Annotated in this window: 18 protein-coding genes; 12 read left to right on the top strand and 6 right to left on the bottom strand. The window is 46.8% G+C overall.

What is annotated here, in order from left to right:
- Window position 1: 1 nt before the first annotated feature.
- Entirely contained in the window at window positions 2-2,491 is a 2,490-nt protein-coding gene (locus DET62_RS11990) for an EAL domain-containing protein (RefSeq protein ID WP_110014046.1), read from the bottom strand.
- Window positions 2,492-2,531: 40 nt separating this feature from the next.
- A complete protein-coding gene (locus tag DET62_RS11995; RefSeq protein ID WP_110014045.1) occupies window positions 2,532-3,254 on the bottom strand; it encodes a sulfite exporter TauE/SafE family protein in 723 nt (240 codons plus the stop codon).
- Between the two features lie 92 nt (window positions 3,255-3,346).
- Here DET62_RS11995 and ftsB point away from each other — a divergent pair, with 92 nt between their 5' ends.
- The 9 genes from ftsB (at window position 3,347) to rpoS (ending at window position 9,890) form a co-directional block, all read left to right on the top strand.
- The gene (gene ftsB, locus DET62_RS12000) at window positions 3,347-3,628 is read left to right on the top strand and encodes a cell division protein FtsB (protein ID WP_011234005.1); all 282 of its coding nucleotides are present in this window, start codon (window positions 3,347-3,349) and stop codon (window positions 3,626-3,628) included.
- A gap of 18 nt (window positions 3,629-3,646) precedes the next feature.
- Window positions 3,647-4,408 (top strand): 2-C-methyl-D-erythritol 4-phosphate cytidylyltransferase, encoded by a 762-nt coding sequence (gene ispD, locus DET62_RS12005; protein ID WP_011234004.1) that lies wholly within the window; start codon window positions 3,647-3,649, stop codon window positions 4,406-4,408.
- A gap of 14 nt (window positions 4,409-4,422) precedes the next feature.
- Window positions 4,423-4,902 carry a 2-C-methyl-D-erythritol 2,4-cyclodiphosphate synthase gene (gene ispF / locus DET62_RS12010; RefSeq protein ID WP_034820631.1) on the top strand — a complete coding sequence of 160 codons (480 nt, stop codon included), beginning with the start codon at window positions 4,423-4,425 and terminating at the stop codon, window positions 4,900-4,902.
- Entirely contained in the window at window positions 4,902-5,954 is a 1,053-nt protein-coding gene (locus tag DET62_RS12015; protein WP_110014044.1) for a tRNA pseudouridine(13) synthase TruD, read from the top strand. The genes ispF and DET62_RS12015 overlap by 1 nt, the downstream gene beginning before the upstream one ends.
- Window positions 5,951-6,703: a 5'/3'-nucleotidase SurE gene (surE, locus tag DET62_RS12020; protein ID WP_110014043.1), complete on the top strand. Its 753-nt coding sequence runs from the start codon at window positions 5,951-5,953 to the stop codon at window positions 6,701-6,703. The genes DET62_RS12015 and surE overlap by 4 nt, the downstream gene beginning before the upstream one ends.
- Entirely contained in the window at window positions 6,700-7,344 is a 645-nt protein-coding gene (locus DET62_RS12025) for a protein-L-isoaspartate(D-aspartate) O-methyltransferase (protein WP_110014042.1), read from the top strand. Before surE ends, DET62_RS12025 begins: the two co-directional genes overlap by 4 nt.
- On the top strand, window positions 7,341-7,925 hold the full coding sequence (locus DET62_RS12030; RefSeq protein WP_110014041.1) for a YqaA family protein: 585 nt from the start codon (window positions 7,341-7,343) through the stop codon (window positions 7,923-7,925). The genes DET62_RS12025 and DET62_RS12030 overlap by 4 nt, the downstream gene beginning before the upstream one ends.
- Window positions 7,926-8,843, top strand: a complete 918-nt coding sequence (locus DET62_RS12035) for a peptidoglycan DD-metalloendopeptidase family protein (RefSeq protein WP_110014040.1) — start codon at window positions 7,926-7,928, stop codon at window positions 8,841-8,843.
- A 78-nt stretch (window positions 8,844-8,921) separates the two neighbouring features.
- Window positions 8,922-9,890 carry an RNA polymerase sigma factor RpoS gene (gene rpoS, locus DET62_RS12040; RefSeq protein WP_011233997.1) on the top strand — a complete coding sequence of 323 codons (969 nt, stop codon included), beginning with the start codon at window positions 8,922-8,924 and terminating at the stop codon, window positions 9,888-9,890.
- A gap of 31 nt (window positions 9,891-9,921) precedes the next feature.
- On the opposite strand, the gene mutS is transcribed toward rpoS, so the two are convergent.
- Window positions 9,922-12,537: a DNA mismatch repair protein MutS gene (mutS, locus tag DET62_RS12045; protein WP_181396973.1), complete on the bottom strand. Its 2,616-nt coding sequence runs from the start codon at window positions 12,535-12,537 to the stop codon at window positions 9,922-9,924.
- 30 nt (window positions 12,538-12,567) lie between these two features.
- Between mutS and DET62_RS12050 the strand changes: the two genes are divergently transcribed.
- Together DET62_RS12050 and recA are read left to right on the top strand one after the other, a co-directional pair.
- The gene (locus DET62_RS12050; protein WP_110014038.1) at window positions 12,568-13,074 is read left to right on the top strand and encodes a CinA family protein; all 507 of its coding nucleotides are present in this window, start codon (window positions 12,568-12,570) and stop codon (window positions 13,072-13,074) included.
- A 99-nt stretch (window positions 13,075-13,173) separates the two neighbouring features.
- Window positions 13,174-14,292, top strand: coding sequence for a recombinase RecA (gene recA, locus DET62_RS12055; RefSeq protein ID WP_011233994.1), 1,119 nt, complete (start codon window positions 13,174-13,176; stop codon window positions 14,290-14,292).
- A gap of 62 nt (window positions 14,293-14,354) precedes the next feature.
- Here recA and DET62_RS12060 read toward each other — a convergent pair whose 3' ends face one another.
- Complete coding sequence (locus DET62_RS12060) at window positions 14,355-15,677, bottom strand: anti-phage deoxyguanosine triphosphatase (protein ID WP_110014037.1); 1,323 nt, start codon at window positions 15,675-15,677, stop codon at window positions 14,355-14,357.
- An 80-nt stretch (window positions 15,678-15,757) separates the two neighbouring features.
- Here DET62_RS12060 and rssA point away from each other — a divergent pair, with 80 nt between their 5' ends.
- Window positions 15,758-16,732 (top strand): patatin-like phospholipase RssA, encoded by a 975-nt coding sequence (gene rssA / locus DET62_RS12065; protein ID WP_110014036.1) that lies wholly within the window; start codon window positions 15,758-15,760, stop codon window positions 16,730-16,732.
- A gap of 65 nt (window positions 16,733-16,797) precedes the next feature.
- Here rssA and ggt read toward each other — a convergent pair whose 3' ends face one another.
- Window positions 16,798-18,507: a gamma-glutamyltransferase gene (ggt, locus tag DET62_RS12070; RefSeq protein WP_110014035.1), complete on the bottom strand. Its 1,710-nt coding sequence runs from the start codon at window positions 18,505-18,507 to the stop codon at window positions 16,798-16,800.
- 105 nt (window positions 18,508-18,612) lie between these two features.
- Window positions 18,613-20,142, bottom strand: a complete 1,530-nt coding sequence (gene putP, locus DET62_RS12075; RefSeq protein ID WP_110014034.1) for a sodium/proline symporter PutP — start codon at window positions 20,140-20,142, stop codon at window positions 18,613-18,615.
- Window positions 20,143-20,151 lie beyond the last annotated feature (9 nt).

Here is a 20,151-nt window from a genome sequence, read left to right on the forward strand (position 1 = left end):
GCTATGGGGCTGTCTTATCTGCCAGAAATTCAGACTCAGGTACGGGTTTGCTGAACAGGTAACCTTGAAAGGTATCGCAATTTAGTCGCGCCAAATAATTAAACTGTTCTTCGGTTTCTACTCCCTCAGCAACAATATTCAGTTTAAGGCTTTCTCCTAGCTGAATAATAGTGTAAACAATTTGAGCCTTTTCCATACTATCCAGCATGTTACGTACGAAAGATACGTCAATTTTCAGGGTGTCGAACGGAATTTGCATAAGATAAGAAAGCGACGAGTAACCCGTACCGAAGTCATCCAGTGCGAACTCAATACCAAGGCGCTTTAATTGCTTTATTTTATTGGTTACGCTGGAAATGTCATCCATCAGCAAACTCTCAGTGAGCTCTAGCTTTAATCGATGAGGCCGTATCTCGTACTTCTCTACCAGAAGTTGAACCTGCTCAACAAACTCGGGCTGCTGAAACTGTTTGGCACTGACGTTAATCGACAGTTGCATCTTTGCTTTTTCAGGGCTCTGTTGCCATTGCTGGAGAATTTGGCAGGCACGCTCAGTAATCCAGTACCCTAAAGGAACAATTAAGCCGGTTTCCTCGGCTAAAGGAATGAAGTCAGCAGGAGAAACAAAGCGGCCATCACTTTGTTTCCAGCGGATGAGCGCCTCAGCTCCGGTGGGCTTTGACTCAATATTTACCTGAGTTTGCAGATAAAGTTCGAATTCGTTCTGTTTTATTGCATTACGCAGTTGCTCTTCCAGTTTGACTCGCTTACTTACTGCATCAGCAAACTCCTGACGAAACAGTGAGACTTCTCCCGTACCTTTGCGTTTTGAGTGAGATAATGCCAGGCCTGACTGGGTCATTAAGGTTTCAGCATTTGATTCGCTGTCGTCAAACAAGGAAGCGCCTGCGCTAAAGGAGCAAAGGTGCGTGTAGCTGTTGAGCTGATAGGGCTGTTGCAGTTGATCCAGCAATTGATAAATTCGGGTCAGCAATTGCTGTTTTATATTGACTGAATTACCACGCTCAAGTCCGGTTAGCACGACCGCGAATTCGTTCGCGCTCAAACGCGCCAGGAATGAGTTGGCTTTCGTCGAACTTTGCAGCCTTTCTGCCACGCGTTTTAACAGTAAATCACCCATATCCGAACCCAGGGTGTTATTCAGTATTTTAAATTTATCGATATCACAGAGAATTAACGCGCCGTTTTGGCCTGCTTCTTTATAAGTTGCGAGCTGATCTTGCAAATGATCCAACAAAGAGCGGCGGTTCGCTAACCCGGTTAACGCATCGTTGTAAGCCAGATAACGAATACGTTCACTGGATTCAACTTCTGCACTAATGTCTGTGACCGTTGCTACAAAATGTCGTTCTTTCTGTTGGTTATAGCGTACTTTTGAAATACTTAAGCGAACAGGGAAAGTCGTACCAGAACGTTTTCTTACATTAACTTTACCTTGCCAGGCAACTCTGCGGGCTAGTGAGTTCTTAATATTCTCCAGTAACTTATCTGAGCGCTCAATATAGTCTTCAATATTGAGTTTACTGCCTTTTATTCGTTCCAGGTCATCTCCGGTAAGTCGCGTAAATGCCTGATTCGCTAACAAAACACGGTTGTGTTCGTCGAATAGCAGCAAGCCGTCATCTATGGCACTAATAACTTCATAAAGTTGCTCTGCAGACATTTGGGCTAACTTTTGCTGTTGTTGCAAGCGTCTGTCTATCTGAGAGGCTATAATGGCCATTATAGCGGTTAAGCACGAGCCAATTCCGACAACGTAAGCCAGCCAGTTGCCATGGCCGCTGAATACCGCATCGGGTGCCCGGGTAGGGTAAAAATTGGCTGCTATCATGGCGGTATAGTGCATACCAGAAATAGCCAGAGCAATAATGGCGGCAACAACAATTTGTGCGCTTCTGCGCCTGAACCAGCTGGTTCTTTCCGATTTTTTATAATGGCGATATGCCAATAAAGCTATGATGCCCAACGATACGGCGACAAATACCGAAAGTACAAACCAGAGAGGGTCATAACGAAGGTGAGCTGACATTTCCATTGCAGCCATTCCGGTATAGTGCATCAGGCCAATACCGGCGCCCAAAACAGTTCCGGCGATGAGTGTTGCACGCACCGATGACAAAGACATTTGAATTTTCATTGCTATAAAGCTGCCGACAATGGCAGGAACAACTGAAATAAGCGTTAACAACACGCTATGACTCATGGGCAGGTGAAGCTCAAAAGCCAGCATGCCAATAAAATGCATACTCCAGACACCAACGCCAGAGATAACTGCGCTGACAATTAACCAACTGTAGCGAGCAACCTTAGCCTGATATATTTGTACACGTTCCAGTGTGAGTATCGCGGTATAAGAAGCTAGCAGCGCGACACAATAGGAGAGTATGACTAACCCCGGGTTATGGGAGCCATTTATAGGGGACTGGGAAAATTGACCCAAATCGAAAAATGCGTACAGGGTTTCAAGCATAAATTTAATTTTACCAGAGCCGTTGGCTGGAGTACTAAAACTATTTAATACTTTGCAATACGACACTGAGTCCCGAAAGTATCATTAGTGCCAGCGTAAATTGTCGAAAACGTTGTTCTGATACATGCTGTTGAAGTCTTTGTCCTACGCTGGCGCCAATAAGCGCACAAGGTAGTAAAGTGAGTACCAGATAGAGATGGGGCTCTGCGTAAATAGATTGTCGCGAGAAGTTAGCGACGTTTGCCATGGCAATGCAGCAGAAAAACAGACTGAGTGTAGCGCGAAACTGTTGTTTTGGGATACGGGCATTGGCCAGAAATAAAACAATAGGAGGCCCGCCTAATGTCATTAACCCGTTGAGCAAGCCAGAGCCTGTACCTACCGCAATATGTCCGGGCGCATGTTCAGCCGTAGGGAGTTGTTTACCGCTAGCCAAAGCGAGCGCAACAGCCAGTATGACAAAACCAAGAATCAGTTTAATAAACTGTTCGTTTACGCTTAACAGCAAAGATCCCGATACCAGAGAAGCAATGACGCCTGAAAAAATTAACCATTTCCACTGAGATGGGCGAGCCGCCTCTCTGTTTTTCCAGTAGATCCAGCCGCCAATCACGATATTAATGACAGACAGTGCAGGCGTAAGTACGCTAATAGGGAACCACAGCGCCAGAATTGGGACGGCTAACAAACCGGAGCCAAAACCGCTTACCCCCTGAACCAAAGCTGCGAAGAAAAATACTATTGCGGCAGCGAAATACTCCAAATGAACCTCTTTTGTCTTATAATGCTGAAAACGGCTTTTCAGTCACGTCAATAGTCTTCATAATGATAACAGGAAAAACAACGGAGCTGAGCATGAGGGTGACTCTGGTCGTGTTGTTGGCCTTGTTCCTTGCGTTACAATACCGTCTGTGGTTTGGCAAAAATAGCCTACCGGATTATTGGCGGTTGCAGCAAGAAGTCAGCAATCAGAAAAATACGAATGAAAATCTGGAAAGACGTAATCAACTCATTTACGCAGATATTGAAGATTTGCGCGAAGGGGAGGATGCGCTGGAGGAGCGTGCCCGTAACGAACTAGGGATGGTAAAAAAGGATGAAGTTTTCTTCCGTCTTGTACCTGATCGTAATCCATAGCCTGAGCGGGTGAGCGAGATGAAGAGTGAGTCTGAAAGCCACGCACAAAGCCAGATTGATTCGTTAATGGCTGTGATCCCTGCAGCTGGCAGCGGAAGCCGGATGCAGGCTAACATCCCTAAGCAGTTTCTGATGGTCGCTAACCGGACTTTGCTGGAGTACAGCATCGAAGCCGTATTAAAGGATGCGCGGGTTGAACAGGTTTTCGTTGCGGTTTCTGACTCTAATGCTGAATACCTTATTGAACTTAAAAAGAGCCTGCCAACAAAGGTTCATTTTGTGACAGGCGGCAACAGCCGCGCTGAATCCGTATTGGCTGGAGTTAAAGTTGCTGTTTCGCAAGGGGCTACCCATGTGCTGGTACATGACGCAGCACGTCCATGCCTACCAAAAAAGGCATTAACAGCGGTCATTAATACCGGATTAAAGGACCCTCAAGGCGCAATTCTTGCCATTCCGGTAAGAGATTCCTTAAAACGCGCTGTTATCTCTGTCAATGATGAAACCGGTGTTACCCATATAGAATCCAGTGTTGATCGGGAGGCCTTGTGGCAGGCGCAGACACCACAAGTTTTTAATGCAGAGCGTTTACAACAAGCCATAGAGCATATGGGGGCATTAAACCCTCAGTTAACTGATGAAGCTTCTGCTATGCAGTGGTGTGGTTTCCAGCCGGCGCTTATTCCTGGCTCTATCCGCAACTTAAAAGTGACTCACCCGGAAGATTTTGAATGTGTTCGCGACTGGTTATTAGCGGACAATAATGATCATAAAAATTAAAGAGGGCATCGTTCATGAAAATCCGTGTTGGTCATGGTTATGACGTTCATCGTTGGGGCTCTGATAAGCCTTTGATTTTAGGTGGTGTTGAAATTGAGCATCATCAGGGACTTGTCGCTCATTCCGACGGAGATGTTGTTCTGCATGCTGTCACCGACGCGGTATTAGGCGCTTTAGCGTTAGGTGATATTGGCCAGCACTTTCCTGATACCGATGAACGCTATGCCGGGGCGGATAGCACCGAATTGCTGAGTCATGCCGTAAGTCTATGTCAGGAAAAAGAGTTTAAGACGGGTAACATTGACGTAACCATTGTAGCTCAGGCTCCGAAAATGGCACCACATATTGACGATATGCGGGCCAGCATTGCTCAGTGTTTAAAAACCTGCATCGACAATGTGAATGTCAAAGCGACAACGACAGAAAAATTAGGCTTTGTGGGGCGTGAAGAGGGTATTGCCTGTCATGCTGTGGTTCTGATGGAGTCATTTTAATGTTGGCACCCTCACAAGTGTCTTTGGCTGATTTACCGCGTTTACATAAAGGCGACAGACCGCAGGCCGAATTTAAACAGACGCCGGAAGATTTTCAGGTTATTGAGCAGTTGGATGTTATTGATGACGGTGAAGGTGAGCACCAGTGGCTTTGGGTTAGAAAAACCGGGGCTAATACAAATTTTTGTGCAGAAAAAATAGCCCGGTTTGCCGGAGTATCAGAAAGAAATGTCAGTTATTCCGGATTAAAAGATCGCCAGGCAGTGACCTGGCAATGGTTTTCCATTCAACTACCCGGCAAAGAAACGCTTAACTGGAATGAGTTAAACGATGAAGAAATGTCAGTTGAGCGAGTAATACGCAGAACCAAGAAATTAAAGACGGGGTTTCACCGTGCGAACCGCTTCGTTATCAGGTTAGCTAATGTCAGCTCCCGCGAGGCACTTGAAAACCTCTGGCAAGGTGTGAGTGAGCAGGGCGTAATAAATTATTTTGGCGAACAGCGCTTTGGCCGCAGCGGAGATAACGTTGCACAAGCCGAGCGCTGGCTTATGGCGAGCCGCCCCCCGCGTATCAGCCGCAGCAAGCGAAGCCTCTATTTGTCTGCACTGCGCAGCTATTTATTCAACGAGATAGTGGCTGAGCGAATACGTCAGTTTGGTATAGAAGGAACTTTGACTGGTGATTGTGTCATGCTGGAAGGCTCGCAGTCGGTTTTTACCGTAGAGCAATGGGACGACGAACTTAAACAGCGGCTGGCAAATAACAATATTTACTTAACGGCACCTCTAGCAGGAAGCACAAATAAACCCTTAGTGAAAGGGGAAGCCGACGCCTTTGAACAACGTTTATTACAACCGTTCGATAGTTGGTTACAGGCGCTCAGAAAGCTGCGCGTAGAGGCGGCTCGCCGGACTATTCTGTTGCGCGTAGAAAACCCCGAAATTAGTTGGCAGGGCAAGGACGCAGAGCTTCGCTTTACGCTTCCGTCCGGTGCTTATGCAACAACCGTATTGAATGAAATTGTCGACTTAAGTGGTGAATCCAGATGATGAAAATTTTATTAAGTAATGATGACGGCGTGCATGCGCCGGGTATTCTCGCGTTGTACCAGGCTTTAAAAGAAGTGGCAGATGTACGAGTGATAGCTCCGGACCGTAACTGCAGTGGTGCCAGTAATTCGTTAACCTTACATAATCCTTTGCGGGTGCGTCGGCTGGATAATGGTTTCTATTCTGTTAATGGTACGCCCACAGACTGTGTTCATTTAGGCACTAACTCGCCGATGGCTGAAGACGTAGATTTAGTCGTGTCGGGTATTAATGACAGCCCTAATATGGGTGACGATGTGTTGTACTCAGGCACGGTGGCGGCAGCGATGGAAGGGCGCTTTATGGGACTGCCTGCCATTGCGGTGTCAATGGGGGGGCGCGGACACGACTACTATGATACCGCCGGACGGGTCGTGGCAGAAATTGTCGCAAATATGGAAAACGATCCGCTGCGGCTTGATACGGTACTGAATATCAATGTGCCTTACACGACTTATGATAAGTTAAAAGGTACCCGGGTGACTAAATTGGGGCGTCGGCATCGCGCAGAGACCATGGTTCACGACCGTGACCCTTTTGGCAGCGAAATCTTTTGGTATGGGCCAATTGGGCATCATGCAAGTGATGAGCCTAATACCGACTTTACCGCGATTCATGAAGGTTATGTCTCTATTACACCGTTAAGCCTGGATATGACCGCGCAACGCCACACCGATACACTGACAGACTGGTTAGAACAACAAAAATGATGATTAGTAATGGGCAGTCGCGGGTTAAGCGATTGATTCAACAATTAGAGGATCTCGGTATTACCAACAAAGAGGTTTTGCGGGTGATATCTGAAACCCCAAGACATCTGTTTATGCCCGAGTCATTAGCTCACAAAGCTTATGAAAATACGGCGTTACCCATTGGTAACGGGCAGACCATTTCGCAGCCGTTAATGGTGGCGACTATGACGCAGCTGTTAATGCAGCACCATTGTAAAAATGTGCTGGAGATAGGTACCGGCTCAGGCTATCAGACGGCGGTTCTGGCTCAGCTAGTTGATAAAGTCTTTAGTGTTGAGCGCATTGCTACTTTGCAATATCAGGCGAAGCGCCGCATGCGTCAGCTGGATTTACATAATGTTTCTATGCGTCATGGCGATGGCTGGACGGGCTGGCGCAGCAAAGGTCCGTTCGACGGCATTATTGTTACCGCCGCGGCCAGCGACATACCTCAGGATTTAGTCGATCAGCTTGCCGACGGCGGCGTGATGATTATTCCAGTCGGTGAGCAGAACCAGTCGCAGAGCCTCGTAGTTATGCGTCGCTTTGGTGATTCTCTGGAACAACAGCGTATTGGTGATGTGCGTTTCGTGCCTTTAGTTAAGGGAGATGTCGTTTGAAGCTGTTCTCCGCACTGTACGATAAAGTTTTATCCTGGACTCAGCATCCCAGAGCAGACATTATTCTTGGTCTGTTGAGTTTTGCGGAATCGGTGATATTTCCTATTCCACCCGATGTCATGCTGGCGCCAATGGCAATGACTCAGCCTAAAAGAGCTTGGCGATTAGCGTTTCTGACGACAGTTACCTCAGTAGCAGGCGGAATTTTAGGCTACTTTCTGGGCTATTGGGCTTATGAATCATTAGTTCTGCCAGCGGTTGAGGCACTTGGCTACGAGTCGAAGCTACTTACTGTTCAGGGTTGGTTTGCGGACTGGGGCGTTTGGATAGTGTTTATTGCAGGCTTTTCTCCCATTCCTTATAAATTATTTACGGTAACTGCCGGTGTTATGCAGATAGCGTTTTTTCCTTTTGTTATTGCATCGGCTATTAGTCGCGGCATGCGTTTTTATCTGGTGGCCTGGTTATTACGTACTGGTGGTCCGGAAATGGGCGTAAAACTCCGTGAATATGTTGACCGCATTGGCTGGACACTGGTAATACTGGTTATTATTGGGTACGTAATAGCGCAGTTGGTATAAATGATGTTGGTATCGTCCGGGGCAATTAAGCAATCTGTATTATTGGTGTTTGCCATAACTCTACTGCAGGCTTGTAGTGGCCGGTCGGCACCTGCTCCAGTCGAAGAGCTTTATACTGGTAAAACTTACCTCGATTTTGAAGCTAACTCCATTAACGAAAAAGAGTATGAAGTTCAGCCCGGAGAAACACTCTATTCAATAGCTTTTCGGGCTAACCTGGATGTCCAGGATATTGCCCAAATCAATAATTTACAAAAACCTTACACTATTTATCCGGGACAAAAATTGAGCCTGGAAAGCGCGCCGCAACGGGGCACCACCACAGCCAGAAAGGCGCAGCGAACAGCTAGTGCTAAACAGAATAAAAAAGCCTCTGATAACGCACAAAATAATATAAAAACGCCCGTTGCTAATAAGAAACAGAAAGGGTATGGTCAAAAAACAAGCACAAGAAAAACGGTTGCAAAACAAACCGATAAGGGTAGCAATAGCCAACCGAGACAGCGAATTGAGCGGCCTGAAGTGGTGCTACCGAGCAACAATAATATTGTTTGGCGTTGGCCTTCATCGGGGAAAGTAATAGCCGATTTCTCGTTGCGTGAACAAGGCAATAAAGGAATAGACTTTGCCGGTAGCAGGGGAGATTCAGTTAATGCTGCGGCGGCAGGGAAAGTGGTTTATGTCGGAAGCGCATTACACGGGTTTGGTAATTTAATCATTTTGAAACATAACGATGATTTTATTACTGCCTATGCTCACAACGAAGACATTCTGGTGAAGGAAAAAGAATGGGTGGACGTAGGTGAGACTATCGGACGTATGGGAGACTCCGGTAGTTCTCGGGTGAAATTGCATTTTGAAGTTCGTTTCCGTGGTAAGTCGGTCAATCCGAGGCATTACTTACCCAAATCTCGCTAGTCATGTGGGAATAATAATAACAAGATAAGGAAGTCGACGTGTGTTGTAACACGGTGTTCAGTATAACAGGAGCTTGTTATGAGCCGCATAAAGGAAGAAGCAGTTGAAAACGTCGAAGCTAATGAAGATGAGTCTATTGTAGATAGCACGGACAGTGCAGCAGAAGAGTTAGAAGAGGCGCTATCATCGTCTTCAACTCAGTATCAAAAGAAGATGGACGCGACGCAGCTATACTTGGGAGAAATCGGTTTCTCTCCATTACTGACAGCTGAAGAAGAAGTCTTTTATTCCCGTCGTGCGCTAAAAGGCGACAAAGCAGCCCGTCGTCGTATGATTGAGAGTAACCTGAGGTTAGTTGTTAAAATTGCCCGTCGTTATTCTAATCGGGGACTGCCTCTATTAGATTTAGTTGAAGAAGGTAATCTCGGCCTTATCCGGGCGGTTGAAAAATTCGACCCTGAACGCGGGTTCCGCTTCTCAACTTACGCTACCTGGTGGATACGACAAACTATTGAGCGCGCAATTATGAACCAGACGCGCACCATTAGACTGCCGATTCACGTCGTTAAAGAGCTTAACGTGTATCTTCGTGCTGCCCGTGAACTTGCGCATAAACTGGATCACGAGCCAACCGCCGAAGACATTGCTAAAAGCCTCAATAAGCCCGTGGGTGATATCACTAAAATGTTGCGTCTGAATGAACGCATTGGTTCGGTAGATACACCCATAGGCGGTGATAACGACAAAGCCTTGTTGGATATCCTCACCGATGATGCTGATACCGGACCGGAAGGTGTCTTGCAGGATGAAAACCTGAAAGGGAATATCACTGAATGGCTGCAGTCGCTAAATCAGAAACAACGTGAGGTGCTGGCTCGCCGCTTTGGACTGATGGGCTATGAGCCTTCGACTCTGGAGGATGTTGGTCGTGAAATAGGCCTTACGCGTGAGCGAGTCCGGCAGATACAAGTGGAAGCTCTGCGTAAATTACGCGATTCGTTAAAACAGCAAGGCCTAACGTTAGACTCACTATTTACTGCTCAGTAAAAGTAGCAGTTACTAAACGTACTAAAAAGGCTCAACTTTGTGTTGAGCCTTTTTGTTTTTGCTGCCATTGGTAAAGAATATCAAGCGCCTGCTTCGGAGTCAGATCATTAATGTCCAGTTTTTCCAGCTCATCAAGCAGTGGGTTGCGTTTTTCTGTATGAGACGGGATAGCTTCAGGTGGAGGAGTGAGCTCCATAGTGGCTTGTTTGGGTTCGTTTAAACCACCATGGTGAGTATGCTCCAGCTCGGACAACTTTTGTTTTGCTTTATGAATGACATGCTCCGGAACCCCGGCCAGTTTAGCCACTTGCAAGCCAAAGCTCTGGCTGGCTGCTCCAGGGCTGACTTTATGTAAAAAAGCAATGGTATCGCCATGCTCTTTCGCATCGACGTGCACGTTTACCGTGGCTGGTAACTCTTCTGCCAATTCCGTTAACTCAAAGTAATGAGTGGCGAATAAGGTCAGGCACTGGAGTTGTCGGGACAGGTAATCGGCACAAGACCAAGCCAGTGACAAGCCGTCATAAGTTGAAGTGCCACGACCAATTTCATCCATAAGCACCAGGCTTTTTGCCGTGGCGTTATGCAGAATGTTCGCGGTTTCTGTCATTTCTACCATAAAAGTCGAACGGCCTGAGGCTAAATCGTCAGAGGCACCAATACGGGTAAAGATACGGTCAATGTCGCCAATAACGGCCTTATCAGCTGGTACGTAGCAGCCCATGTGCGCGAGAATAACGATTAACGCGGCTTGTCGCATGTAAGTTGATTTACCCCCCATGTTCGGACCTGTAATCATGAGCATGCGTTGCTGCGGCGTTAGCGACATGGGGTTAGCAATAAAGGGGGCGTCACTCAATTGCTCGATAACCGGGTGACGGGCAGCTTCTAGTTCAATTAAGCTGGTTTCCTTTTGCAGTTGCGGGCGGCAATAACGATAATTGTCAGCCAGCCGTGCAAAACAGCACAAGGTATCGAGTTGAGCCAGACCCGAAGCACTTTTTTGCAATGCAGTCACCTGCGGCAGTAAGTGCTCAAAGAGTTGGTCGTAAAGCCATTTTTCTCTGGCCAGAGAACGCGCCTGAGCATTCAGAACTTTGTCTTCGTGCTCCTTTAACTCTGGAATAATATAGCGCTCTGTATTTTTTAGTGTCTGGCGACGCTGATAGTCATCGGGTACCGCTTCTGACGACTGCCGGCTGACCTCAATAAAGTAGCCGTGAACTCTGTTATAGCCAACTTTTAATGTGGCGATACCACTTCTCTCACGTTCACGCTGCTCCAGTTGTTTCAGGTAGTCGGTAGCACCCGTTGCAAGATCGCGCAATTCATCAAGCTCTCTATCATATCCTTCGGCAATAACACCGCCGTCGCGAATCAATAAAGGTGGCTGCTCAATAACGGCTTTAGTCAACAAGTCGACCACTTCTGGAAAGGGAGCAATAATGTCGTGCAGATAACTCAGCGAACGGTGAGATAAAGACGCTCTGACTTCCGGTATTTTAGCCAGGCTGTCACGCAAACGAGCAAAGTCTTTCGGACGCGCGCTTCGTAAGCCCACACGGGCAACAATACGTTCAATATCGGCTAACTGTTTTAATGTTAGCTGTATATTTTCAAAATTCAGATTTTCTTTTAATGCGTCGACAGCATCATAACGCTGGTTAAGTTCCTGATGGTTCCGAATAGGGCGCTGCAGCCAACGCTGGAACTGGCGGCTTCCCATAGCTGAAACGGTTTTGTCCAGTACAGCTGAAAGGTGTGTATCGCCTTCGCCCATGCTTTGCTGCAGCTCAAGGTTTCTGCGTGTTGCTGCGTCGAGAATAATAGCGTCTTGCGGATGTTCCGTTATTAGCGCCTGAATGTGAGGCAGGGCGGCGCGTTGAGTTTCTTTTACATAATGCAGAATAGCACCGGCGGCTGCCAGGGTAGGCTCATTATTTTTGATACCGAAGCCTTCTAAATGCTGAGTGCCAAACTGGCGAGTAAGCAGCATAAAAGCGGTTTGTTGTTCAAACTCCCAGGCCGGTCGGCGTTTGCATTTCGCTTTTGCTAAAGGTAGTCCGGCTAAGGAAATAGACTCAGGATAGAGCAATTCGGCTGGCTCTAAACGCTGCATTTCTGCAGCCAGTTGTTCACTGGAATGAGCTTTGGTTAGCCAGAAACGGCCGCTACTTAGCTCCAGACTGGATATTGCGTATTCCGCTTCCGGCTGTTTTGGATTCAGCGGACAAATCGCAACTAACAGATTTTGTCTTTTTTCCGCTAACAGCGACTCGTCAGTGACGGTTCCCGGCGTGACAATACGCACGACTTTTCTTTCAACCGGACCTTTGCTGGTTGCCGGATCGCCAATTTGTTCGCAGATGGCAACGGATTCGCCCATATTGACCAGGCGGGCCAGATAGTTTTCTACTGCGTGATAGGGAACACCTGCCATTGGAATAGGTTCACCATTACTCTGACCCCGCGCTGTGAGGGAGATATCTAACAGTTGGGCTGAGCGTTTCGCGTCTTCAAAAAACAGTTCGTAAAAGTCCCCCATACGATAGAATAAAAGCATGTCAGCATGCTCCGCTTTTATCCGTAGGTATTGCTGCATCATTGGGGTATGTGATTGGATCTGTTTATCAGAGAATTCAGGCATAATTGATTATTCTTATCTGGAGCCAGTGTTATGTTAGCAACCACGGCAATCGCGCCGCAAACCTTTAAACTCGCGGAACAAGTGGGCGGAAGCCTACAGCAGAAGCAGCAGACATTATGCACCGCAGAATCTTGTACCGGAGGAGGGATAGGATACGCTATTACCGAAGTTGCGGGAAGTTCTGCTTGGTTTAATGGTGGATTAATCACCTATACTAATGCCCTTAAGCAAAAGTTGCTGCTGGTTGAGTCTGACGTACTGGAAAAGCATGGTGCAGTTTCTGAAGCCTGTGTTCGGCAAATGGCCGTTGGAGCCATAGCGGCATGTGATGCCGATTGGGGTATCGCTGTGAGTGGTGTTGCAGGCCCCGCAGGCGGTACAGCGGATAAACCAGTGGGTTTGGTGTGGATGGCAATAGCAAATAGTGAAAGCTGTTGGTGCTGGTCTGAACAATTTGCAGGTGACCGCACTCAGGTGCGCTTACAAACCTTAGATACAGTTCTGGATAAACTTATAAATCTAATTGAATTACAATAACTTACTTTTGTTTTAATGAAAAAATAAGAACAACGCTTGATACTGTAAATGTGTACAGTATACTGTTTATAAAACCAGTGATTAATAACGGAGCTTATAATGAGCAATGATCGTCAAAAGGCGTTAGATGCAGCGCTCGGACAAATCGAACGTCAATTTGGTAAAGGTTCTATCATGCGTCTGGGCGATAACCAGACCCTGGATATCGATTCTGTTTCAACCGGTTCGTTAGGGCTGGATATTGCTCTTGGTATTGGTGGCTTGCCTTTTGGGCGGGTTGTAGAAATTTACGGTCCTGAGTCCAGTGGTAAAACGACCATGACTCTGGAAGTCATCGCCGAAGCGCAAAAAATGGGTAAGACCTGTGCCTTCGTAGATGCTGAGCACGCGTTAGACCCGATTTATGCAGAAGCTTTAGGTGTTAACGTTGATGACTTATTAATATCGCAACCAGATACCGGTGAGCAGGCTTTAGAAATTTGTGACATGCTGGTTCGTTCCGGCGCAGTCGATATTGTGATTGTTGACTCGGTAGCAGCACTGACACCAAAAGCGGAAATTGAAGGCGAAATGGGCGATAGCCATGTTGGCTTGCAGGCTCGTTTAATGTCACAAGCCCTGCGTAAATTAACGTCGAACATTAAGAAGTCCAACACCATGTGTATTTTCATCAACCAAATTCGGATGAAAATTGGTGTGATGTTTGGTAACCCTGAAACCACCACGGGTGGTAACGCCCTGAAGTTTTACTCTTCTGTTCGTCTGGATATTCGCCGTACCGGTGCATTGAAAGAAGGTGACGAAGTTGTGGGTAACGAAACCCGCGTGAAAGTGGTTAAAAACAAGGTGGCTCCTCCGTTTAAAGAAGCGCACTTCCAAATTTTATACGGCAAAGGTATTTCTAAAGAAGGTGAGCTTATTGACCTAGGTGTTAAACACAAAATGGTTGATAAAGCCGGAGCCTGGTACAGTTATAACGGCGACAAAATTGGTCAGGGTAAAGCTAACTCAATGAAGTTTTTGCAGGACAACCCTAAAATTGCGGATGAATTAGAAGGTCGTATTCGCGAACTGTTGTTGTCAAAACCAGAAAAGAGGACAAAAGAAATTCGTGAAGCTGAGCGCGCTGCTGCAAAAGAAGATGCGAAGAGCGAAGCTAAAGCAGACAAGAAAACAGAAAAGAAAGGTAATGAGAAAGATGATATCAGTTTGTCATAACTGATTTGTTTTTCGGAATAACAAGCCGGAGCTTATTGCTCCGGTTTTTTTATAAGTAAAAGTTACTGAAACGCACTTTTGGGTGAGCTGACTGAGAACAGCTCCTGATAAAGTTTAGCGGCATACCCATCAGTCATGCCGGAAAGGTAATCAGAAATTACGCGCAGAGCATTCCCACCTTTTTGTTGCTGTTGCAGATAACGCAAACGGGTATTTTCAGGCAATAAACGTTCCGGCTCTACGGCTAAAACCTCAAACAGTTCCATAACAATCTGTTGGCCTTTAAACTCCTGTGCCTGCATCTCAGGCTTTCGAATCACCCATTTAAAAATAAATTGCTTTAACGAGTTCAGCAGAATTTTTTCGGCAGCTCCTAACTGAACTTCATATTGCAGCAAAGGGCAGTCAAAATTGTATTCAGTAGAGTTCAGCCTTGCTGAGGTAAGCAGCCGGTTAACTAACCCTCCTATTGCCTGCTTACGGAGGTGATGGCTGCCAGAAAAAAGATCTTCGGTTAACTTTCGGGCGTTAAAGTCGGAAAGCTCTGCTTCAAGCTGCTGTAAATCGGAGAACATGTGTTCTTCCCAGTGATGCCGCTGGATCAGGCCGACAACAATGGCGTCCTCAAGGTCGTGAACGCCGTATGCGATATCGTCTGCGGCTTCCATAATGGACGCATCAATACTTTTAAGGGCGCTTTTTCCGTGAGTACTTTGTGTCGCTTCGTGCACTAATGCCTGAAAATTTTTCTTATCGTTAGTGCTTAGCGGCTGAAGTACCCAGTCTAGCTGCTCTGAGTCGTCGTCATACAAGGCTTTTGGTGGTAGCCATTCGCGGGTGGGCAAATGACGAAAGTTTGTTACCTCAAGGGGAAGTTCTTGCCTTCGGATTGCGCTGGCTAATACTGGGTACTTTAACAGCCCCAGCAGAGTTCTTCTTGTTAAGCTCATTCCATGCTCAGGCGTATAAGCTTCAAGCTGGGTGACAATACGAAATGTCTGGCCGTTACCTTCAAACCCGCCGTTATCGCGCATCATATAATTAAGAGCTATTTCGCCACCGTGGCCAAATGGTGGATGGCCTATGTCGTGAGCCAGACATAAAGACTCTAGCAAAGGCTCTGACAGCTCCAGTTGCTCAGCCAGTGCCGGATGCCGGTTACTTAAATGAACTACCAGGCTGGCACCAATTTGACTGGCTTCCAGCGAATGGGTCAATCGTGTACGGGGGAAGTCGTGCATACCAACATACATAACCTGAGTTTTTGCCTGCAGCCGTCTGAATGCGGCACTGTGAAGAATTCGGGCTTTGTCCCGTTGAAAGTTTGTGCGGGTATCGTTAGGGCGCTGTTCTGATGTACCTGACTGACGTTCTGTCCAAATCATCTAACTGCTCAGTGATGTTGTTGACGAATGAGTAATCATAGTACGATAGATACATTATTAAGAAAAGTAGGAAACAGCACATGTCTGAAGTGAAAGTCGCTTTAGCTCTGGGCTCTGGAGCGGCAAGAGGATGGGCGCACATTGGTGTCATTAAGGCATTGGAAGAGATGGGCGTACGTATAAATATGGTGGCCGGTACATCAATTGGCTCGTTAGTGGGGGCTGGTTATGCGTCCGGGCGGTTGGCGGAGATAGAACAATGGGTTCAGGGCATGAACCGTTGGGAAGTGTTTAATTTGCTGGACTTTGGTTTCAACCACGGCGGTATTATTGGTGGAGAGAAAGTCTTTAATCGTGCTCGGGAGGAATTTGGGCAACGTAATATTGAAGACTTACCTGTTACTTATGGCGCAGTGGCTACCGATTTATATAGTGGTCGCGAGATTTGGTTACGCAACGGTGACCTTTACGATGCCTCCAGAGCTTCCTGTGCCATGCCCGGAATATTATCGCCTAAGTCATTTGATGGTCGCTGGTTAATTGACGGTGGTTTGGTTAACCCAGTACCTGTGTCGTTGTGCCGAGCTTTAGGTGCCGACTTTGTTATCGCTGTTCACCTTAACTCACAGTTGAACTCTAAGGCGCAACAACGAAAAGGGCGTAGTATTCCGCCTCAGACAGAAGCTGAACAGTTGGATAAAGAAAAGGCTGATACGGAGATTCAGGATAACGAAAACGGCTTTTTCGATAATATGTGGTCGGGCAGTAAAGAGTATCTGGACAGCTTTAAAGAGCGCTTTAGGAATAATGGTGAAAAAGCGCCGGGAATGTTCAGTGTTATGGCCAGCTCCATAGATATTATGCAGGAGCGTATTACTAAAGCTCGCATGGCAGGCGATCCACCCGATATCTTAGTGCAGCCTAAGCTCGGCCATATTGGTATTATGGAGTTTTATCGAGGTCAGGAAGCTATTGATCTTGGTTACGAAACAACTACCAGAATGCGTGATTTGATCATGGAAGAAATTGAACTCTATCGTGAGCGCAGAGGTTAATAGGAATCTCTCACCTGAAAAGATAAGGCCGCTTCGTCTGGTCTGAGACGAAACGGCTTTTATTGTTAATAACCAGCGGCGTGCCCATCCTTACGGCTTTCAGAAGCACCAATATAGACATCTTCTTCATGGTCTTTCCAGATAGCCTGATAGCCACCGTAGGGTCCCACGGCTTCCTGCAATGTGTGCCCCATTTTTATTAGCTCACGGCGAGTGTGTTTAGAGAAACCGTTCTCCAGGCTCACAACACCACCATCTTCCATTACTGCTCCTGTTGGCTGACTCGAGCCTGTATGCAGAATACGCGGCGCGTCACCGGCTTCTTGCAGGTTCATGCCAAAATCAATGAGGTTGATAAGAATTTGTGCATGCATTTGTGGCTGAGTAGCTCCTCCCATAACTCCATAGCTCATAAGCGGCTTTCCGTCTTTAGTGACGAAGGCAGGAATAATGGTATGGAAAGGGCGTTTACCTGGTTCAAATACGTTACGGTGGTCTGGATCTAACGCAAAGAGCTCGCCCCGGTTTTGTAGAACGAAACCTAAGCCAGTTGGAGTGACGCCGGAACCCATACCGCGGTAGTTACTTTGAATGAGTGACACCATATTGCCGTCTTTATCGGCAGTGGTCAGATAAATAGTGTCGCCCTCTGTTGGCGGATTACCCGGCTCATAAGAGCGTCCGGCGCGTTCAGAATTAATCAACTGCGCACGTTTTTTGCCGTACTCTTTGTCAATAAGGCCTTGAACAGGTACGTCATTGAACGCTGGATCCGAATAGTATTTAGCACGGTCTTCAAACGCCAGCTTTTTGGCTTCTACAAAGTGGTGAATGTATTCGGGGCTATCGTAACCCATGGCTTTGATATCAAATTGCTCAAGTATATTCAAAATTTGCAGTGCGGCGATACCCTGTGTATTGGGTGGTAATTCCCATAAGTCGTAGCCACGATAGTTAGTGGATACAGGGTCGACCCAGGTGGAGCTGTGTTGTGCTAAATCTTCATATGACAGAAAACCGTCGTGTTCTTCGACAAAGTCACTGATAGTGTGGGCTATTTTCCCTTTGTAAAAGCTGTCGCGGCCCTCATTTGCCAGTATTTTGTATGTGTTGGCAAGGTCTTGGTTTTTAAAACGTTCGCCTTTCTCCGGAACACTGCCGTCACGCATAAAGACATCGGCAAAACCGGGGATATCTTTTAGTACTTCGGCGTTACGCTTCATGTAATAAGCGATAACTTCAGTAACCGGAAAACCGGATTCAGCATAGTTAATAGCTGGCTGCAATATTTTCTCCATGCTTAACTCACCGAAGCGGTCGTGCAACTCAAACCAGCCATCTACCGCCCCAGGTACGGATAAGGGAAGTACACCGCGAGCCGGAATTGACTCGTATCCGTTTTCTTTAAAATAGTCGAGCGTTAAGCTTTGCGGGGAACGGCCAGAGGCATTGAGACCATGAAGTTTCTTAGTTTCAGCATCCCAGACAATGGCGTAGAGGTCACCACCAATGCCGTTTCCGGTTGGCTCAACCAGACCTAATACCGCATTAGCTGCAATAGCGGCATCTATTGCATTGCCGCCATCCTGCATAATATCTAATGCAACTTGCGTGGCTAATGGCTGACTTGTTGCGGCCATTGCCGTTGGTGCCATCGCTTCTGAGCGGGTAGCAAAGTGGTGTCCGGTAATACGGTCACTGGCATTACTGGGTAAGGTTGTTGCCGCGCAGGAAAATGCGAGCGCCGCGGATGCAATAATATTTAATTTAGCCATAGTGGTTACCTTTTTGTTTTTCTACCACTATAGGCCGGACTTCTAAAACAAAAAAGACCAGCCACGATGGGCTGGTCTTTTTATCAGTTACAAGGCGTAAATAGCTTAGCCTTTTTTGTCTCCATGGTAGTAATCATCAATGACACTTTCCATTTCATCAAATTTATCCTGAAGCTCTTGGTTTGGTTCAGCAGTAAGCTTACTGAAGATAATAACCGCGAGAGTAGACAGGATAAAGCCTGGTACTATTTCGTACACATAGGCCGAAAGCTGCTCGCCACCGAAAGTCGGTCCATAAATCCAGAACAGAACTGTTATAGCACCAACCAACATACCGGCTAATGCACCATGACGGTTCATACGTTTCCAGAAAAGGCTAAGAATGACGACAGGACCGAAGGCTGCGCCGAATCCTGCCCAAGCATTGCTGACCAGATCAAGAATAGTATTTTCTGGATCCCAGGCAAGCCAAATAGCTACAAGTGAAACCGCCAGAACAGATATACGTCCGACAAGAACAAGTTCTTTTTGGCTCGCATCTTTACGTAAGAAGGCTTTGTAAAAGTCTTCGGTTAAAGAGCTTGAACTCACCAGCAATTGCGAAGAAATGGTGCTCATAATTGCGGCCAGAATTGCGGCCAGCAGGAACCCACTAATTAACGGGTGGAACAAGAACTGCGAGAATATAATGAAAATCGTTTCGGCATCAGGGAGACTCATTTGGGTCTCGGATACGTAAGAAATACCGACAAAGCCTGTTGCCATGGCGCCAATGATAGAAACTATCATCCAGGATACACCGATACGGCGAGCAGCTTTGACATCGCTCACTGAGCGGATGGCCATAAAACGCACGATAATATGTGGTTGACCAAAATAACCCAAACCCCAGGCCAGTAACGAGATAACCCCGAGAACTCCTAAAGCTGTGGATTCTTTGACGTCATAGAAAAAATCTAAGAAGTTAGGATCAATGTCTCCAACTTGACCAACAACACTACTGTAGCCGCCGAGTTCCGCAAAGGCCACAATAGGCACTAAGACCAAAGCGACAAACATAATACAGCCTTGCACAAAGTCGGTCATACTCACCGCCAAAAAGCCCCCGAACAGGGTGTAAGCACAGACAACGCCGGCTGTTACCCAAAGACCAGTGGTGTAGTCCATGCCGAAGGAGCTGTCGAACAGCTTGCCTCCCGCAACTAAGCTGGCAGACGTATACAAGGTGAAAAAGATGATAATAACAACTGAAGAAAAGATACGCAGCCGACGACCTTTGTCAGTGAAACGATTGGCAAAATAGTCGGGTATCGTAATTGAGTCGTTAGCAACTTCGGTGTAGGTTCTGAGGCGGGGCGCCACAATGACATAGTTTAAGAATGCACCAATGACCAGACCCACTGCAATCCACAACTGTGACACGCCAGAGACGTAAATTGCACCGGGTAAGCCCATCAACATCCAACCACTCATATCGGATGCCCCTGCTGATAATGCCGTAACTGCAGGGCCTAAGCCTCGTCCTCCAAGCATATAGCCTGAAACTGAGTCGGTAGACTTTTTATAGGCGTAAAGCCCAATACCTAGCATGACAATAAAGTACAGCGCTAGTGATATCAGAGTACCTGTTTCCACATTAAACTC

This window comes from Idiomarina sp. H2, from assembly GCF_004364275.1.
GTDB lineage: Bacteria > Pseudomonadota > Gammaproteobacteria > Enterobacterales > Alteromonadaceae > Idiomarina > Idiomarina loihiensis.

What these genes read in the sequence shown, in the direction of transcription:
- DET62_RS11990 (WP_110014046.1), bottom strand. Translation starts at nt 2,491, where the DNA reads ATGCTTGAAACCCTGTACGCATTTTTCGATTTGGGTCAATTTTCCCAG.
- ftsB (WP_011234005.1), top strand. Translation starts at nt 3,347, where the DNA reads ATGAGGGTGACTCTGGTCGTGTTGTTGGCCTTGTTCCTTGCGTTACAA.
- ispD (WP_011234004.1), top strand. Translation starts at nt 3,647, where the DNA reads ATGAAGAGTGAGTCTGAAAGCCACGCACAAAGCCAGATTGATTCGTTA.
- ispF (WP_034820631.1), top strand. Translation starts at nt 4,423, where the DNA reads ATGAAAATCCGTGTTGGTCATGGTTATGACGTTCATCGTTGGGGCTCT.
- DET62_RS12015 (WP_110014044.1), top strand. Translation starts at nt 4,902, where the DNA reads ATGTTGGCACCCTCACAAGTGTCTTTGGCTGATTTACCGCGTTTACAT.
- surE (WP_110014043.1), top strand. Translation starts at nt 5,951, where the DNA reads ATGATGAAAATTTTATTAAGTAATGATGACGGCGTGCATGCGCCGGGT.
- DET62_RS12025 (WP_110014042.1), top strand. Translation starts at nt 6,700, where the DNA reads ATGATGATTAGTAATGGGCAGTCGCGGGTTAAGCGATTGATTCAACAA.
- DET62_RS12035 (WP_110014040.1), top strand. Translation starts at nt 7,926, where the DNA reads ATGATGTTGGTATCGTCCGGGGCAATTAAGCAATCTGTATTATTGGTG.
- rpoS (WP_011233997.1), top strand. Translation starts at nt 8,922, where the DNA reads ATGAGCCGCATAAAGGAAGAAGCAGTTGAAAACGTCGAAGCTAATGAA.
- mutS (WP_181396973.1), bottom strand. Translation starts at nt 12,537, where the DNA reads ATGCCTGAATTCTCTGATAAACAGATCCAATCACATACCCCAATGATG.
- DET62_RS12050 (WP_110014038.1), top strand. Translation starts at nt 12,568, where the DNA reads ATGTTAGCAACCACGGCAATCGCGCCGCAAACCTTTAAACTCGCGGAA.
- recA (WP_011233994.1), top strand. Translation starts at nt 13,174, where the DNA reads ATGAGCAATGATCGTCAAAAGGCGTTAGATGCAGCGCTCGGACAAATC.
- DET62_RS12060 (WP_110014037.1), bottom strand. Translation starts at nt 15,677, where the DNA reads ATGATTTGGACAGAACGTCAGTCAGGTACATCAGAACAGCGCCCTAAC.
- rssA (WP_110014036.1), top strand. Translation starts at nt 15,758, where the DNA reads ATGTCTGAAGTGAAAGTCGCTTTAGCTCTGGGCTCTGGAGCGGCAAGA.
- ggt (WP_110014035.1), bottom strand. Translation starts at nt 18,507, where the DNA reads ATGGCTAAATTAAATATTATTGCATCCGCGGCGCTCGCATTTTCCTGC.